This is a genomic window from Agrobacterium sp. H141 (assembly GCF_057158725.1).
The window spans coordinates 278,298-293,834 of the sequence record NZ_JBXENI010000002.1 but is presented as its reverse complement, the minus strand read 5'-3'; the positions used below and the strand labels follow the sequence as shown (position 1 = coordinate 293,834).

General features: G+C 58.9%; 13 protein-coding genes. 10 read left to right on the top strand and 3 right to left on the bottom strand.

Going from position 1 to position 15,537, the window contains the following annotated elements; genetic code table 11:
- Nucleotides 1-26: 26 nt before the first annotated feature.
- The 5 genes from ACWPM9_RS21520 to ACWPM9_RS21500 all read left to right on the top strand — a co-directional run bounded on the left by ACWPM9_RS21520 (nt 27) and on the right by ACWPM9_RS21500 (nt 6,380).
- The gene (locus ACWPM9_RS21520) at nt 27-2,315 is read left to right on the top strand and encodes a family 78 glycoside hydrolase catalytic domain (protein ID WP_484757994.1); all 2,289 of its coding nucleotides are present in this window, start codon (nt 27-29) and stop codon (nt 2,313-2,315) included.
- Nucleotides 2,316-2,375: 60 nt separating this feature from the next.
- Nucleotides 2,376-3,650, top strand: a complete 1,275-nt coding sequence (locus tag ACWPM9_RS21515; RefSeq protein ID WP_484757918.1) for an ABC transporter substrate-binding protein — start codon at nt 2,376-2,378, stop codon at nt 3,648-3,650.
- A 61-nt stretch (nt 3,651-3,711) separates the two neighbouring features.
- Complete coding sequence (locus tag ACWPM9_RS21510) at nt 3,712-4,575, top strand: carbohydrate ABC transporter permease (protein ID WP_484757917.1); 864 nt, start codon at nt 3,712-3,714, stop codon at nt 4,573-4,575.
- On the top strand, nt 4,572-5,399 hold the full coding sequence (locus tag ACWPM9_RS21505; RefSeq protein WP_484757916.1) for a carbohydrate ABC transporter permease: 828 nt from the start codon (nt 4,572-4,574) through the stop codon (nt 5,397-5,399). Before ACWPM9_RS21510 ends, ACWPM9_RS21505 begins: the two co-directional genes overlap by 4 nt.
- Nucleotides 5,400-5,402: 3 nt before the next feature.
- Nucleotides 5,403-6,380: an ABC transporter ATP-binding protein gene (locus ACWPM9_RS21500; protein ID WP_484757915.1), complete on the top strand. Its 978-nt coding sequence runs from the start codon at nt 5,403-5,405 to the stop codon at nt 6,378-6,380.
- Nucleotides 6,381-6,441: 61 nt separating this feature from the next.
- Here the strand turns inward: ACWPM9_RS21500 and ACWPM9_RS21495 are convergent, their stop codons facing one another.
- Nucleotides 6,442-6,777, bottom strand: a complete 336-nt coding sequence (locus tag ACWPM9_RS21495) for a hypothetical protein (RefSeq protein ID WP_484757914.1) — start codon at nt 6,775-6,777, stop codon at nt 6,442-6,444.
- Nucleotides 6,778-6,796: 19 nt separating this feature from the next.
- Nucleotides 6,797-7,651 (bottom strand): helix-turn-helix domain-containing protein, encoded by an 855-nt coding sequence (locus ACWPM9_RS21490; RefSeq protein ID WP_484757913.1) that lies wholly within the window; start codon nt 7,649-7,651, stop codon nt 6,797-6,799.
- 159 nt (nt 7,652-7,810) lie between these two features.
- Between ACWPM9_RS21490 and ACWPM9_RS21485 the strand changes: the two genes are divergently transcribed.
- From ACWPM9_RS21485 to ACWPM9_RS21465, 5 genes are all read left to right on the top strand, one after another.
- Nucleotides 7,811-8,998, top strand: coding sequence for an ABC transporter substrate-binding protein (locus ACWPM9_RS21485; protein WP_484757912.1), 1,188 nt, complete (start codon nt 7,811-7,813; stop codon nt 8,996-8,998).
- A 127-nt stretch (nt 8,999-9,125) separates the two neighbouring features.
- Nucleotides 9,126-10,046 (top strand): carbohydrate ABC transporter permease, encoded by a 921-nt coding sequence (locus ACWPM9_RS21480; protein WP_484757911.1) that lies wholly within the window; start codon nt 9,126-9,128, stop codon nt 10,044-10,046.
- A 3-nt stretch (nt 10,047-10,049) separates the two neighbouring features.
- Complete coding sequence (locus tag ACWPM9_RS21475) at nt 10,050-10,904, top strand: carbohydrate ABC transporter permease (protein WP_484757910.1); 855 nt, start codon at nt 10,050-10,052, stop codon at nt 10,902-10,904.
- Nucleotides 10,905-10,924: 20 nt separating this feature from the next.
- Nucleotides 10,925-12,022, top strand: a complete 1,098-nt coding sequence (locus tag ACWPM9_RS21470) for an ABC transporter ATP-binding protein (protein WP_484757909.1) — start codon at nt 10,925-10,927, stop codon at nt 12,020-12,022.
- A gap of 30 nt (nt 12,023-12,052) precedes the next feature.
- Nucleotides 12,053-13,987, top strand: a complete 1,935-nt coding sequence (locus tag ACWPM9_RS21465) for a beta-galactosidase (RefSeq protein ID WP_484757993.1) — start codon at nt 12,053-12,055, stop codon at nt 13,985-13,987.
- A gap of 528 nt (nt 13,988-14,515) precedes the next feature.
- Here the strand turns inward: ACWPM9_RS21465 and ACWPM9_RS21460 are convergent.
- A complete protein-coding gene (locus tag ACWPM9_RS21460) occupies nt 14,516-15,535 on the bottom strand; it encodes a branched-chain amino acid ABC transporter permease (protein WP_484757908.1) in 1,020 nt (339 codons plus the stop codon).
- Nucleotides 15,536-15,537 lie beyond the last annotated feature (2 nt).

The following is a 15,537-nucleotide window of genomic DNA, read 5'->3' as shown; positions in this document are numbered from 1 at the left end:
CTGCGGCCGAGAATTTTTCAGAGCCTATGTCTGTCGTTTCGGCTGTCATGATCGCACCCAGCTGCGATGCGGGGCAGGGTACGGCTGGGACTTTCGTATCGCGTGAATTCCAGCTTGATGCTGTGCCTTCGACGGCGCGGCTGCGGATATCGGCGCTTGGGCTTTACCGGGCCTTCATTAATGGTCGCCGCGTGGGCGATGACCTCGTCACTCCGGGCTGGACCTGCTACGACGACCGTATTGCCTATCAGGCCTATGATGTTGTCCCTTTGCTGCAGCCCGGTGAAAACCGCATCGAGATCTGGCTCGGGGACGGCTGGTACCGCGGCCAGCTTATGTGGGCGGCCAACCCCGTCTTCAACTGTTGGGGCGCAAAGGTCGCGGCGATCGCTGAACTGACCAGCGAAGACGGCCTCATTCTCGCAACGGACGGAGCCTGGCGGAGCGGCTTTACCCCGATCACCCGTAACGGCATCTATTATGGCGAGGATTGCGACGCACGCATCGTGCCGCGGGATCAGGATGGTGTGCGTATCCTCGACTTTGACGTGAGCCGTCTTGTTCCCCACGAGGCAGACGCGGTCAAGGAACTTGCGCCACTTCAGCCGATCGACAACTGGAGCGAGCCCGATGGCCGCATGGTCTATGATTTTGGCCAGAATGCCGGGGCCTATATCCGCATCAGGGCTCGCGGCACCGCCGGTGCCGCAATCCGTATAGAGCATTCGGAGGTTCTGGGGCCGGACCGCTTCTTTGACAACCGCAATTATCGTTCCGCCAGAGCCGAGCTTCACTATACGCTCAAGGGGGAAGGGGAGGAGGTCTATGCGCCGCTCTTCACTTTTATGGGCTTTCGCTATGCGCGTCTGACACTTCAAGGTGTCGTGGATCTGACGGCGATCGAGATGGTGCCGATCAGTTCCGTGCCTGTCATTGCCGGCGGTTTCACCTGTGGTGAAGCGGCTGTCAACAGGCTGGTTGAAAACACCATCTGGTCGCAGCGCTCGAATTTCATCGAAATTCCGACCGATTGCCCGCAGCGTGACGAGCGCCTGGGCTGGACCGGCGACGCGCAGGTCTTTGCTGGAACAGCCTGCTGGCTTGCCGACAGCCAGCGTTTCCTGACGAAGTATTTGCGCGATGTGATACATGATCAGCGGCCGAACGGGGCCGTGCCGCATTTCTCGCCCGATCCGACCCGCCTGCATCCAATCGGCGGCGACTGGGCCGGTTCGACCGGCTGGGGCGATGCCATCGTCATCATCCCCTGGCAGCTCTATCTCCACTACGGTGATCGGTCGGTGCTGCGGGAGTGTTTTCCCGCCATGCGCCGCTGGCTTGACTATCTCTGGGGCATATCAGGCGGGCCTGTCATTCGCCCGTCGGCCGTATGGGGCGAGCACGGCTTCACCTTTGGCGACTGGCTGCAGCCGGTTGGCGACAATCGTAAGCCGCGCCCGACGGTGGCAGACGATTGCGCCGCCACGCTCTATCATTTCATCTCGACGCAGCTGACCGCCGCAATCGCCGAAATTCTGGGCGAGCAGGAGGCGGCGACGGCCCTGGGCCGGCGGGCGGACGAAATCCGGGCGGCCTTCCGCCATGAGTTCTTCAGCCCGTCAGGCCGCATCGCACATAATGATCAAACGTCCTGGGCGCTGGCCTTCCTCCATGGTCTCGTGCCAGCAGAGTATGCGGAGGCCGGAAAGGCGTATTTTCGAAGGGTCGTTGAGGAAACCGACGGCGTGATCGGTACGGGTTTCATCGGCACGCCGGCCCTTCTGCCGGCGCTCACCAAGCTCGGCATGCTGGATCTCGCTGAAAAGGTTTTCCTCAATCGAAAGGTGCCCGGCTGGCTCTATCAGGTGGAGCGGGGGGCAACCTCGATCTGGGAGCGCTGGGATGCGATGGCTGAAGACGGTCAGATCTACGACCCAGAGATGAACAGTTACAATCACTATGCATATGGCGCGGTCTGCCAATGGCTTTTCGAAGATGTCGCGGGATTGAAACCCGTGGAGGACATGCCCGCCTTCGAGGAAATCGAACTCGACCCTGCCATCCTGCCGGGTCTTTCGCCGGTGGAGGCGTGGCACGATACTCGTTTCGGCCGTGTCACCGCAGGATGGAAGCTCGATGGCGAGAGGGTGACCTATACGGTCGTCCTGCCTGAAGGAATGACCGGCCGCATGGCCCCCGATCCCGCACGCCTGGGACTGACGCTCGACGGCCAGGCCTGTGCGAGAGGGGAAACCGTCCGGCTCGGCGCCGGTCTCCATACCATTACTTTCACTTTGAAGAACTGCGCCGCATGATGCCGGGAGGGGCAATGCGCCGCTGAAATTGCAGATGGTCAACCAGAGGAGGATACGACCATGATACCGAAGAGGAAATCGTTGCTTGCCGCTGCGCTGCTGGTTACGTCGTCCGGTGCTGCACATGCCGACACGATGCTCAGCATGCTGGTCGACAGCAATCCGGAGACGCTGGTGCTGATCGACACGCTGACCCAAGCCTATCAGGAAAAGCATCCCGACATCTCATTCGACGTCGAACAATATATCGGCGGTTCGGAAGGCGACAATGTCGTCAAGACCAGGCTTGCAACCGGCGAAGTACCCGACGTCCTGCGCTATAACTCCGGTTCTCTGTTTCAGGCACTGAAGCCGGAGCAGACGCTGGTCGATCTTAGCGATCTGCCGAGCGCCGGCGGTGTCATGGATGTCTTTCGATCTGTTGTCAGCGATGATAAGGGGCGTCTGCGTGGGGTTCCCTCCGGCGCGGCCATGGGCGGCGGTATCTTCTACAACCGCAAGATCTATGCCGATCTCGGACTTGAGGTTCCCAAGACCTGGGCCGACTTCATGGCCAACAATGCCAAGATCAAGGAAGCAGGCAAGGTCGCCGTCGCCCAGACGTATGGCGACACCTGGACGTCGCAGCTCTTCGTGCTGGCCGACTTTTATAACGTCATCACAGCCGTGCCGTCTTTTGCTGCTGACTATACCGCCAACAAGGCAAAATATGCGACGACGCCGGCAGCCTTGCGTGGTTTCGAGCATCTTGAGGAAGTTTTCAAAGCTGGCCTCAGCAACGCCGATTTCGGCGCTGCGAGATTCACCGATGGCATGGCCATGGTCGTCAATGGCGATGCGGCACACTATCCGATGCTGACTTTTGGCATCGGCACGGCGCAGCAGAACAATCCCGACAAACTCCAGGATCTCGGCTTTTTCGCCCAGCCGGGCGAGGATGCGAGCAAGAACGGGCTGACGACATGGATGCCGTCTGCACTGTATATCCCGGCCAAAAGCGAACATCTCGAAGAGGCAAAGGCCTTTGTCGATTGGGCTGCCAGTAAGGAAGCCTGCGAGCTGATGGCAAAGGCGGTGCCCTCCGGCCCCTACCTGATCAAGGGCTGTGAGCTGCCAAAGGACGTTCCGCAGGCAGTCGCCGACATGCTGCCCTATTTCGAAACGGAAGGTCGAACGGCTCCGGCACTGGAATTCCTATCGCCGATCAAGGGGCCGGCGCTCGAGCAGATCACGGTCGAGGTCGGTTCCGGCATCCGTCCCGCCAAGGACGCCGCCGCCCTGTATGACCAGGATGTCGAAAAGCAGGCCAAGCAGCTTGGCCTGCCTAACTGGTAACCTCCCGCCAGCATCCTCGTCCGGCCATCGGGCCGGGCGAGGTTGGCCTCAGGATAGTCTCATGATCCGTTCGAAATCTCCCTATCCCTACTGGTTCGTGTTGCCGGCAGCGATCGTGTTCACGGTGCTGTTTCTCCTGCCGACACTTGCCTCCTTCTGGTTCAGTTTGACCCGCTGGGACCTGTTTACAGCCGACTTCATTGGGCTTGAGAACTATCGCCAGTTCTTCAAGGAACCTTTTCTGGTCCAGGGTCTCGCCAACACGATCATATATGCCGTACTGACGTCCGGCGCAAAGACGGTTCTGGGCCTGCTGCTTGCGGTCCTCCTGACCTCCGGCCTCTGGGGCCAGGGTTTTCTTCGAACGGTGGTGTTCTTTCCGGTCCTCGTTTCGACCATCGGGGTGGGCATTACGTTTTCAATGCTGATGCATCCGACACGTGGGCTGTTCAACGTGGCGCTGTCGCTCATCGGCCTGCATGGTCCCGGCTGGCTGACTGATCCTTCACTGGCTCTCTATTCTGTCGTGCTCGTGGATGTGTGGAAGGGCATCGGCCTTGCGACCGTGATCTTCATTGCCGGCCTCGCCTCCATCAGTCCGGAATATTACGAGGCCGCACGCATCGACGGCGCGACGCGTCGCCAGCTCTTCTTTCGTGTCACCGTGCCACTGGTCAAGCCTGCGACCATCACCGTTGTGATGCTCTCCTTGATTGGCGGTTTGCGCAGCTTCGATCTCATCTGGGCGATGACGCGCGGCGGTCCCGGCTTTTCCTCCGATGTGCTGGCAAGCGTCGTCTACAAGCAATATCAGGCCGGGTTTTACGGGCTTTCGACCGCCGGCAATGTCATCCTCTTCGTCCTGATCGGCCTGATCGTGCTGCCGGTGACGATGTGGCTCAACCGCAAGGAGACTGACCTGTGAACGGCCGACGCCAGCTCTATACCGGCATTGCGGCCCTCGTCGCCGCGACGATCTTCTTCATCGTGCCGTTCCTGTTCATTATCTTGACGGCAGCCAAGACCAAGCAGGAAGCCTCGCTCTTGCAATTCTCCCTGCCGACCACATGGCAAGTGTGGCAGAACGTTATGGACGTAGTCTCAGCGCGCAACTACATGCTGTTGCTCGCCTATTTCAATTCCACCGTCATCACGGTCGCCGCCGTTTCACTTCTCGTGCTGTTCGGGGCCCTCGTTGGTTACGTGCTGCAGCGCCGACCCTCGCGCTGGAACCACGTGATCTACGGCTGCGTGCTGATCGGTCTGATGGTGCCGCCAGCCGTCGTTCCAACGATCTGGGTCCTGCAATGGCTCGGCCTGTTTAAGACGCTGACGGGCATGGTCTTCATCCAGGTGGCCTATGGGCTGGCCTTTTCTGTTCTGCTGTTCAAGAGCTTCATCGCGACGATCCCGCGTGATCTCGACGAGGCGGCGATCATTGACGGGGCAAAGCCCCTGCAGATCTTTTTCCGGGTGATCCTGCCGCTTCTGAAGCCGGTAACGGTGACGGTGATTGTCGTGCAGTCGATCGCAATCTTCAACGATTTCACCAATCCGCTCTACTACCTGCCAGGCCGCGAGAACGCGACAGTGCAGCTCACTCTCTATAATTTTCAGGGCCAGTTCATGACCCAGTTCAATCTGCTGTTCATGAACATTTTGCTCGTCACCATTCCGCCGTTGATTGTTTTCGTCTTCTTCAACCGGCAGATCGTCGCAGGCATGACCGCAGGCGCGGTGAAAGGATAAAGAATGGCAAGCGTCGTACTTGAAAACATCTCCAAGAGCTTCGGCAGCCTGGAGATCATGAACGGCATCAATCTCGAGGTTGCCGATGGGGAGTTCTGCGTCTTCGTGGGTCCTTCAGGCTGCGGGAAATCGACCTTGCTGCGTATGATTTCCGGGCTGGAGACGGCGACAGCGGGGCGCATCCTCATCGACGGCCAGGACATGACGCAAGCCGAGCCCTCGCAGCGCGGCATTGCCATGGTATTCCAGTCCTATGCGCTCTATCCGCACCTGACGGTTAGCGAGAATATCGGCTTCGGTCTGTCGCTCGCCCGGAGGCCCAAGGCGGAAATTGCCGCGAAGGTGAAGGCGACGGCCGAGACGCTGCAACTTACCCATCTGCTCGCCCGCAAGCCGAAGGCGCTCTCGGGTGGCCAGCGCCAGCGCGTCGCCATCGGCCGTGCTATCATCCGCGATCCCAAGGTCTTTCTCTTCGATGAGCCCTTGTCCAATCTCGATGCGGCACTGCGCGCGCAGATGCGGATGGAACTGACCGATCTCCATCAGAAGCTCGGTGCGACAATGATCTATGTCACCCATGACCAGGTCGAGGCTATGACCATGGCCGACAAGATCGTCGTGCTCAACGGCGGCCGCATCGAACAGGTTGGCTCGCCGATGACGCTCTATAATACGCCCGCCACTCCCTTCGTCGCAGGCTTCATCGGCTCTCCGAAGATGAACCTCTACGAGGGCGACGTGGCGGCGCGCGAGAACTGCAAGGTCTATGGCGTGCGTCCCGAACATCTCGCGCTGTCCACAAACGAGGGAAAATGGAGCGGCACGGTGCGCCATCTCGAGCGCTTGGGCGCCGACACGATTGCGCATCTGGAAGTGCCCGATCTCGGCACACTCGTCGTGCGAACAAATGGCGACGCATCGATTTCGCCGGGCGAGAACATTTTTGCCTCGCCGCTGCCAGATAAGGAACATCGATTTTGAGGCCTGGTCGCTAGCCTCGCGCTCACGTGGGTCGGGATTGAACCGCCCGAAATGTGCCCGGTCAATGCAGCGGCTGCCCGGATGTGGCACTTTCAGACATAACCGGCACCTGGTCGTCAACCTGAAGGTCTGCCGCATGGTTGTCGAGAACGGTGAGCGTCGGAGAGGATGGCACCTTCACCTGCGTAATTGCCGACAGGGCATTGGGTACGACGCTGAAACTTGCTGACAGAGCCGAAGAGGTAAAGCCGGCAAGGTTATCGGAAATCTGGCCGCTGGTATCGTTCGTGTATTTGAATACGTGAGCGACACCCATCGAGTAGCACAGGCCGAACTTCAATGGGTCATTGAAAATTGCCTCGGCGATGACCGGTTCGATGAGCACTTGGCTCGGCATGGCAGATCATTGATGTGTGCTATTCGGCGCTCCGGGCATAGAGCCCACGAAATTCGCGTGGGGAGACACCGACCTGACGTTGAAAGGCCTCATAGAAACGGCTGACGGAGCCAAAACCAGATTCGTATGCGACTGCGGCTGCGCTTTTCTCGCTCGATACGAGTAGTTTCTGCGCCGTGACCAACCGTCGGCGCACCAGATATTGCGTGATGGTCATGCCCAGTGACGCGCGAAAGAGCGACATCGCGTATTTGGGATGCAGTGCGACAGCGTCGGCGACATCGGAGGCCGTTATGCCACTCTCGGCATTGTCACTGATAAATCGTGTCATCTCCACGACCTTGCGATGACTCTTGGTCGTGGCAGTGCGGCCGGGCGTTCGTGGCGACATCGAATTTGTCCAGCCCATCGCATCGGCTCGCCGGAGCCTGAGTTCGACATGATTGTAGTTTATCTCCGCCAGTATGGAATCATCGCCCAGCAATTCGGTACGCACCTGTGTCAGCAGCAGGCGGTCCATATCCAGCTTCTCATCGACGTGGATGAAGCCGCCGCCGAGAATGGCAGTCTTCATCTCTGTGCTGAGCGCCGAGAACATGAACATTTCGAGCGGTACATAAAGGCATGCGAAGCGTGTTTCCGCCTCCGCGCGGCTGATCTGGTGCGGAATGGCACCCCAGAAGAAGACGAAATCGCCGTCTGCCACATCGATCGTTTGGGCATTGAAAATATAAGTCGCCCGCCCACTCAGGAAATAGTTGATCTCGATCTGATTATGGGTGTGCGGTCGTGACATCGGGACCACGAGTTCGCGCCTGTCGGCCGAAAACCTGTCCTCGGGCAGTCCAAACGGGTGCGCGCGTTTAAGGGTCATGCGCAGTAATCTTACTTTACCAGAATGAATTAGGCTACAACGAGACGAATTTTTGTGGACAGTTTGTATACAGTTAAATGCGTTAGGTTTTTCCTCCCAACCACCGAGGCGCATATGAAATTATCTCATCGGATTGCCATCTCATTTTTGGGCGCAGGCTTGGTCGCTGCGTCTCAAGCCGCCGCCGGCACGATCATCCTGAACGCGTCGGTTGCCAGTGCGCCCGACCGTGACGCTGTGAACGGCGCGGTGACGGCTTTCGAAAAGGCATATCCCGATATCAAGGTCGAGGTAAATTTCTACGACGAGGAGAGCAACAAGACCGCGATCCGCAACTGGCTGACCACCAGTCCGCCGGATATCATCAAGTGGTATGCCGGCAACAAGATGGTTCAGTTCGTCAAGCCCGGCTTGCTGGCAGATGTCAGTGACATCTGGACGCCTGAACTGAAGGCGGAGTTCGGCCCTGGTATGGTCGACTCCGTTTCGTATGATGGCAAGCAATATGGTATGCCAACCTCCTATTCGACCTGGGCCATCTATTATCGCAAGGACCTTTTCGACAGAGCCGGTGTGGAGCCTTACAAAACGTTTGACGAACTCGTTGCAAGCTGCAAGGCGTTCCGCGCACAGGGCATCACCCCCGTGGCGCTCGGTTCCAAGGCTCCTTGGCCGCTGGCCGGTTGGTTCGACTATATCGACCTGCGCCTCAACGGCTACCAGTTCCATATGGACCTGATGAACGGCAAGGTCAGCTGGACTGACGACAAGGTCAAGGCCGTCTTCGCCGAGTGGAAGAAGATGGTCGATGCCGATTGCTTCGCCGAAAATCACACCAGCCTGGCCTGGCGCGAGGGCCTCGCCCTGATGAACCAGGGGGACGCTGCCATGATGCTGATGGGCAACTACTTGATCTCCAGCCTGACGCCGGAAGCAGAGCCCATGACGGAAGCCATGAACTTCCCGGCCATCGATCCGGCGATCCCGCGTGCGGAAGATGCACCGATCGAGACCTATCACATTCCGGCAAAGGCCAGCAATATCGAGGATGCCAAGAAGTTTCTCGCCTTCCTCGGTAGGCCCGAGATCCAGACCCAGATGACGCAAGCCTACCAGATTTTGCCGGCCAATCCCAAGGCAACGCCACCAGCGAATCGCCTGCTGGAACAAAGTGCAAAATTGGCCTCTGGTGCGGAATTTTATGCCCAATTTATCGACCGAGACACCGCTGACACCGTCTCGTCCGTGGCCATGACCGGGTTTCAAGAGTTCTTGGTTCACCCGGATCGCCTCGATACCATCCTCAAGAACGTTGACCGGGCTGCCAAGCGCGCTTACGCCAACTGACATCCGCACAGACATGGTCGGGCAACCGGTCATGTCGCCAAGCCCTCGCCTAGCCGGCCGATATGCCGATAAATCCTCGGGCACAACGGGCTGATTGTTGCACGCATCTTATCAAGGAGCAGGCCACTTGGTCGAAACCCTCCTCCATCAGGTGGACATGGCCGCGCCGGCAGGTGTTTGGCGGCGCAACCAGCGGCGCCTCGCGCCGATCTTTCTGGTGTCACCCGCACTGCTCATGTTCGCTGTCTTCGTCATCCTGCCGGTTAGTCAGAGCCTGTGGCTGAGCCTTCACGACTGGGACGGCATCGGAGAAAGCCGTTTTGTCGGCCTCGACAACTATGTTGAACTGATCCACGACGATCCTGTGTTCTGGACAGCCTTGACCAACAACATCTACTGGCTGATCGCTTTCATGGCCGCACCCGCCTTAGGGCTGGCTTTGGCCCTGTTCCTCAACCAGAACGGTCGCGGCATGCGGTTGGTCAAGTCGCTCTACTTCATGCCTTTCGTGATCAGCCACGTGGTTGTCGGCCTGATGTTCGGCTGGTTCTTCAATGCCGAGTTCGGCCTGGTCAACCATATGCTCAACATGATGGGCCTGCCCTCGGTGGCGCTGCTGGAAAGCGAGACGATCGCGACATTTGCTGTAATCGCAGCCGGTCTGTGGCCGCAGATCGCCTATTGCATGATCCTCTATCTGACCGGTCTCACAGCGATCAATTCGGAGTTGCTGGAAGCGGCGCGGATGGAAGGGGTCAAGGGCTTCAAGCTGCTCTGGCATATCGTGCTGCCGCAGCTTCGTCCGGCAACCTCGATCGCGCTGATCGTCTCGGTGGTCGGGGCATTGCGCTCGTTCGACCTGGTCTCTGTGATGACCGGAGGCGGTCCCTATCAGTCCTCGACGGTGCTGGCCTTCTACATGTACGAGCAGACGTTCGGAGCTTTCCGCATCGGGTATGGCGCGGCCATCGCATCGTGCCTGTTCTTCCTGATGGATATCTGTATCGCCATCTATCTTATTCGAACGCTTCCGCGCCGGAGCCGCTGATCCATGTTTCCGCAACCGATAGACAAGGCCTCTCCCACCCGGCGCACTGGCTATTACGCCATGGTATGGGTGTTTCTGCTGATCTGGCTATTGCCGATCATCGGCATCGCCGTGACGTCGATCCGCTCGGTACAGGATCTCAATGCTGGCAATTACTGGGGCTGGCCCACAAGCTTCATGTTCGTCGAGAACTACAGCAGGGTCTTTACCTCCTCACCGATGCTGACATTCCTGCTCAATAGTGCGGTGATAACCGTCTTCTCGGTGATTGGCGCGATCGCGCTGTCATCGATGGCTGGCTTCGCGCTCAGCAAGTACCGTTTTCGTGGCAGTGTGCTGCTGCTGGCCCTATTCATAGCCGGTAATTTCGTGCCGTTTCAGATGCTGATGATTCCGGTCCGCGACCTTTCAATCGGGGTCCTGCATGTCTATGACACGATCTGGGCGTTGATCATCTTCCACATCGCTTTCCAGACTGGCTTCTGCACCCTGTTCATGCGGAATTTCATCGCTGAACTGCCGAGTGAACTGATAGAGGCCGCTCGCGTCGAGGGCGTCACCGAGTTTCAGATTTTTCGTCACATCATCCTGCCACTGGTGCGGCCAGCGATGGCGGCATTGTTCGTGCTGGTCTTCACCTTCGTGTGGAATGATTTCTTCTGGTCGCTGGTGTTGGTCCAGTCTGACTCGGCGCGTCCCGTCACTGCGGGGCTGCAGGCGCTGCGCGAAACATGGACGACGACCTGGCACCTCATTTCGGCGGGCTCCTTGCTTGCCGCCGTTCCACCGGTGGTGGTTTTCTTTCTCATGCAGCGGCAGTTCATCGCGGGGCTCACCTTCGGTGCGACCAAAGGCTGATTTTCAAGGCAGGATTGCGAATGTCATATGTTTCACTCGAAGGTGTCACCAAGGACTTCGGTTCGACGCATGTCATCGACGGAATAGACCTTGGCATCGAGGATGGCGAGTTCGTCGTCTTCGTCGGTCCGTCCGGTTGCGGCAAGTCCACGCTCTTGAGGTTGATCGCCGGCCTGGATACCATGACCACCGGTCGCCTCGTCATCAATGGTAACGATATGACGGGCGTCGACTCTGCCAATCGCGGCATTGCCATGGTGTTCCAGTCCTATGCGCTCTATCCGCATATGACGGTGGCGGAAAACATCACTTTCGGCATGCGGATGAATAAGGTCGACAAGGTCGAGATCGAAAGCCGCCTCAGGCTCGCAGCGGGCATGCTGCATCTTGAGCCGCTTCTGGCGCGCAAGCCGGGGGCCCTTTCTGGTGGCCAACGCCAGCGCGTTGCTATTGGCCGCGCGATCGTCCGCGACCCAAAGGTCTTTTTGTTCGATGAGCCGCTGTCGAACCTGGATGCGGCCCTTCGCCATGAAATGCGCGTCGAACTGCTGAAATTGCATCGCGATCTTGGCTCTACCATGATCTATGTGACGCATGACCAGGTCGAGGCGATGACCATGGCTGACAAGATCGTGGTGCTGAACGCGGGGCGCATCGAACAGGTCGGCGCACCGCTCGATCTGTATCTTCGTCCCGACAATCTCTTCGTCGCCGAATTTCTCGGCTCGCCCAAGATCAACACGTTCAAGACGCAGATCACTGCCATCGAAGATGGCGCAGCAGTATTGCCGCTGCCATCCGGCACGCCACTGTCCCTGCCGCTTGGCGACACGGACGCGGCTGTCGGTGATGCCGTGACGCTGGCGGTCCGCCCGGAGCATTTCCACGATGCAGAAAGGGCCGACGCGACGATCACAGCCAGAATCGAACTGGTGGAGCATCTCGGCTCGGAAACGCTTCTGTCGCTTTTGACCGACGATGGTGCTCCGATCACGATGAAGGCTGAAGGGGTCCGCCGTGCCCAGCATGGCGACCGGATAACCATCGGGCTTTGTGCCAGCCACTGCCAGCTGTTCGATGCCGCCGGCCGGATTGTGGTCCATAACCGGGTCAGCTGACCCACGTATACAAACTTCCGAAGGTGCATGATGCTTGGTGTCTGCTACTACCCCGAACATTGGGACGAAAACTGGTGGGCCGAAGATGCGCGCCAAATGCGTGAACTCGGGATCAAATATGTCCGCATCGCGGAATTCGCCTGGAGCCGCCTGGAGCCTAGCCGTGGCGTCTACGACTGGGACTGGCTGGACCGGGCTGTAGAGGTTCTCGCCTCTGAGGGGCTGAGGATCGTGATGGGAACGCCGACCGCGGCCGCACCCAAATGGCTGGTCGACCTCTATCCGGACGTGCTGCCTGTGTTCGAGGATGGCCGCGCTCGGCTGCATGGCTCGCGCCGTCATGCAACTGCGGCCAGCCGTCGCTGGCGCGAGGAAAGTGCTCGCATCACCGAGAAAATGGCTATCCGCTATGGCCAACATGAAGCAGTTTGCGGTTGGCAGATCGACAACGAACTCGGCAGCGACGACACGGTGCTGCTTTACGGCCCCGAGGATGCCGCTGGATTCCGCGACTGGCTTGCCCGGAAATATCAGTCGCCCGAGCGGCTCAACCGCGCCTGGGGTAACGTCTTTTGGTCTATGGAGGTCAACAGTTTCGAGGAGGTCATCCCGCCCGGCGGCGCGGTGTCGGAAACCAATCCGGCGGCGCGGCTGGATTTTTGGCGCTATTCGTCCGATAGCCTTGCGGAATATGCAGAGCTGCAAGCTGCCATCCTGCGCAAGCATTCGCCGGGACGTTTCATCACCCACAATTTTATGGGCTTCTTCCACAATTTCGATCACTACAAATTCAGCGAATGCCTGGATTTCTGCAGCTGGGATTCGTATCCACTCGGAAAAATCGAGCATTTTCCGCTGCCGCCGGACGAACGCATCCGCTGGTACAACACATCGCAGCCGGATTTCTCCGCCTTCCATCACGAACTCTATCGCGGCATTGTCGGCGGCAAGTTCTGGATCATGGAACAGCAACCAGGCCCGGTGAACTGGGCGCATTGGAACCCGGCGCCGAAGGCCGGCATGGTTCGGCTATGGACCTGGGAAGCCTTGGCGCATGGGGCCGAGGTCGTTTCCTATTTCCGCTGGCGGCAATTGCCCTATGCGCAGGAACAGATGCATGCCGGCTTGACCCGCCCCGACCGCCAGCTCTCGCCGGGCGGCATTGAGGCAGCACGGGTGGCGCGCGAGATCGAGGTAGCCGGCCCGCTCCCGGCATTCGAGCAAGCCGAGGTGGCGATCATTCTCGATTACGAAGCTTCATGGGTGACCCGCATCCAGCCGCAAGGCGATGATTTCGACTACAAGCTGCTGGTGCACCGCTGGTATGAGGCGGTACGCCTTGCCGGCGTTGATGTCGATGTCGTCGCCCCGGGCCAATCTCTGGAAGGATACAGGCTGGTCCTCGTGCCCTGCCTGCCGATCATCTCCGATGACGCGCTTGCCGCCTTCGAGGCCACGGACGCGCATATCATGTTCGGTGCCCGTTCCGGCTCCAAGACCACGCATGGTGCGGTTCCTTGGGAATTGCCGCCCGGCCGCCTGCAGAGGTTGATCGACGTCAGGGTCGCCGAAGTCTCCTCGCTTCGTCCAGGCGTGACACTTCCGGTAACCGGTAGGGGGACACGGGGCACCGTCGCGCGCTGGCGCGAATTACTGGAAACTGACCTGCCCGCCGACCTCATCTATGAGGATGGCAGCCCGGCCATGGTCACATCCGGCCGCATCAGCTATCTCGGCGCATGGCTTGAACCCGATCTTTTGCGGTCGGTCATCAGAGAGGCACTTGAGCGCGCTTCCGTCGTAACGGTCGATATTCCCGACCATGTTCGGCTTCGCAAGCGTGGAAAACTCACATTCGCCTTCAACTACGGACCCGACGAATGGCACGTGCCGGCCGATGTAAAGCGCTTCCTGCTCGGAGGTCATGTCGTTGCCGCTTGCGAAGTGGCTTGTTGGGAACGCTGAAGCGGCAGTCTACTGCTCATTCAAGGACGTCGTCATCCGCTCCGCGGGCGCAAAGTTGCTGATAGTCAAGAACGGGGCTTCGACTTATAGAGCCGCGGGCAGCAACCTGCCCCTTGGTTCCATTCCTCCTCCTTCTGCGCCTGTTAATGGTAGAGGACTTGCTGGCTGTGGGATCATTGTCTGTCATCAGACCCGCTACTGCGCTCGCCAGCGCGTGTCTGGTTTCCTGCGTCGCGATTCGCTCACAGGCGAATCTCGGCCTGGGCAAAATTCCGATAGCAATATCTTGCCGGTCGCCGCCGAAGCGACGCCGGAAGTCCTCGCAGCAGACATGGAGGCGAGCTGCTTTGCGCGCAAACGATCCGCAGATGAATGAGGAACTCGGCCTCGATTACTTCGAAGGCTAATTGTGGCGAGGACGGTATAGGTCCGCCCTGCCAGCAATTGTTCGAGCCGTCATCCCATCATGCCAGTCCGATGCCTATGCAAAAAGAAAATTTGCACGGAAGAAAGGTCTGCGAAGACTGGCTAGCCGACAGCACCACCGTCGCGCTGCCGATAGTTGATCTTGTAGCCGACGGGGAACCAAGGCCAGTCGCGAACCCTTGCAAAAAGTCCCCAGAGCCCACTCGGTGAAAACAGTGCCATGGCAAGTGTCAGCAGACCCAGCACGATCATGTAGCTTGCTCCGTACTGACCGAAAAGCCGCGTAGCAAAGAAGTAGAGAAGCGCACCGATTATAGGTCCTTCGATCCGACCTATACCTCCAACCATGACGATGAAAATGCAGATGGAAGACCAATATGGATCAAAGCCGCTGGTTGGCGAGATGCGCAGCTGTGCCATGTAGTAGATTGCTCCCGCAAGGCCTGTCCCCATGGCGGCAGCGATGAAGATGCCAAACCGCATCCGTCCGACATCCACCCCTTGGCTTGCCGCCGAGATCGGATCGTCCCGCATTGCCGTCAGCGCCAGTCCCAGGCGTGAACGCAGCATCAGGAAGGTGCCACCTACTGTCACGAACAGCAGGAGCGCGCACAAGATGGTCAGGCCGACTTCGCGTTGATGAGCGGTAAACTGGCCCATAGCACGCAATGTCATGCCAGAACCGGCATTGACAATGTCGAGATTGCCGGTGATCAGCCGGAAAGTCTCGGCCAGTACCCAGGTGCCGATGGCAAAGTAGGGGCCATCCAGCTTGCGTAGCAGCAGATAAGATGGCGCAGCCAGCAGCGCCGGCAGGATCATCGCCAACGGTACAGACCAAAACGGGTTAAGACCGGCGAATGCCGAAAGTGCAAACAGCGAGTAACCACCCGCACCGATGAAGGCTTGCTGGCCTACGGAAACCATTCCCCCATAACCAGCAAGCAAGTTCCACATCTGCGCTATCGCGATGAGACAGGACAGTTCAATGACAAGGCGTATCTGGCCGCTCGACGCCCAAAATGGCAAAGTGGGAATAGATACGACAAGGAGGACAGCAATAGTGAGGGCAATCCTGCTTGAGGATGTGTGTCGATGGACGACGATATTGGACGAACTCATTT

What these genes read in the sequence shown, in the direction of transcription:
- ACWPM9_RS21495 (WP_484757914.1), bottom strand. Translation starts at nt 6,777, where the DNA reads ATGCCGAGCCAAGTGCTCATCGAACCGGTCATCGCCGAGGCAATTTTC.
- ACWPM9_RS21470 (WP_484757909.1), top strand. Translation starts at nt 10,925, where the DNA reads ATGTCATATGTTTCACTCGAAGGTGTCACCAAGGACTTCGGTTCGACG.
- ACWPM9_RS21460 (WP_484757908.1), bottom strand. Translation starts at nt 15,535, where the DNA reads ATGAGTTCGTCCAATATCGTCGTCCATCGACACACATCCTCAAGCAGG.
- ACWPM9_RS21490 (WP_484757913.1), bottom strand. Translation starts at nt 7,651, where the DNA reads ATGACCCTTAAACGCGCGCACCCGTTTGGACTGCCCGAGGACAGGTTT.
- ACWPM9_RS21475 (WP_484757910.1), top strand. Translation starts at nt 10,050, where the DNA reads ATGTTTCCGCAACCGATAGACAAGGCCTCTCCCACCCGGCGCACTGGC.
- ACWPM9_RS21510 (WP_484757917.1), top strand. Translation starts at nt 3,712, where the DNA reads ATGATCCGTTCGAAATCTCCCTATCCCTACTGGTTCGTGTTGCCGGCA.
- ACWPM9_RS21465 (WP_484757993.1), top strand. Translation starts at nt 12,053, where the DNA reads ATGCTTGGTGTCTGCTACTACCCCGAACATTGGGACGAAAACTGGTGG.
- ACWPM9_RS21515 (WP_484757918.1), top strand. Translation starts at nt 2,376, where the DNA reads ATGATACCGAAGAGGAAATCGTTGCTTGCCGCTGCGCTGCTGGTTACG.
- ACWPM9_RS21500 (WP_484757915.1), top strand. Translation starts at nt 5,403, where the DNA reads ATGGCAAGCGTCGTACTTGAAAACATCTCCAAGAGCTTCGGCAGCCTG.
- ACWPM9_RS21520 (WP_484757994.1), top strand. Translation starts at nt 27, where the DNA reads ATGTCTGTCGTTTCGGCTGTCATGATCGCACCCAGCTGCGATGCGGGG.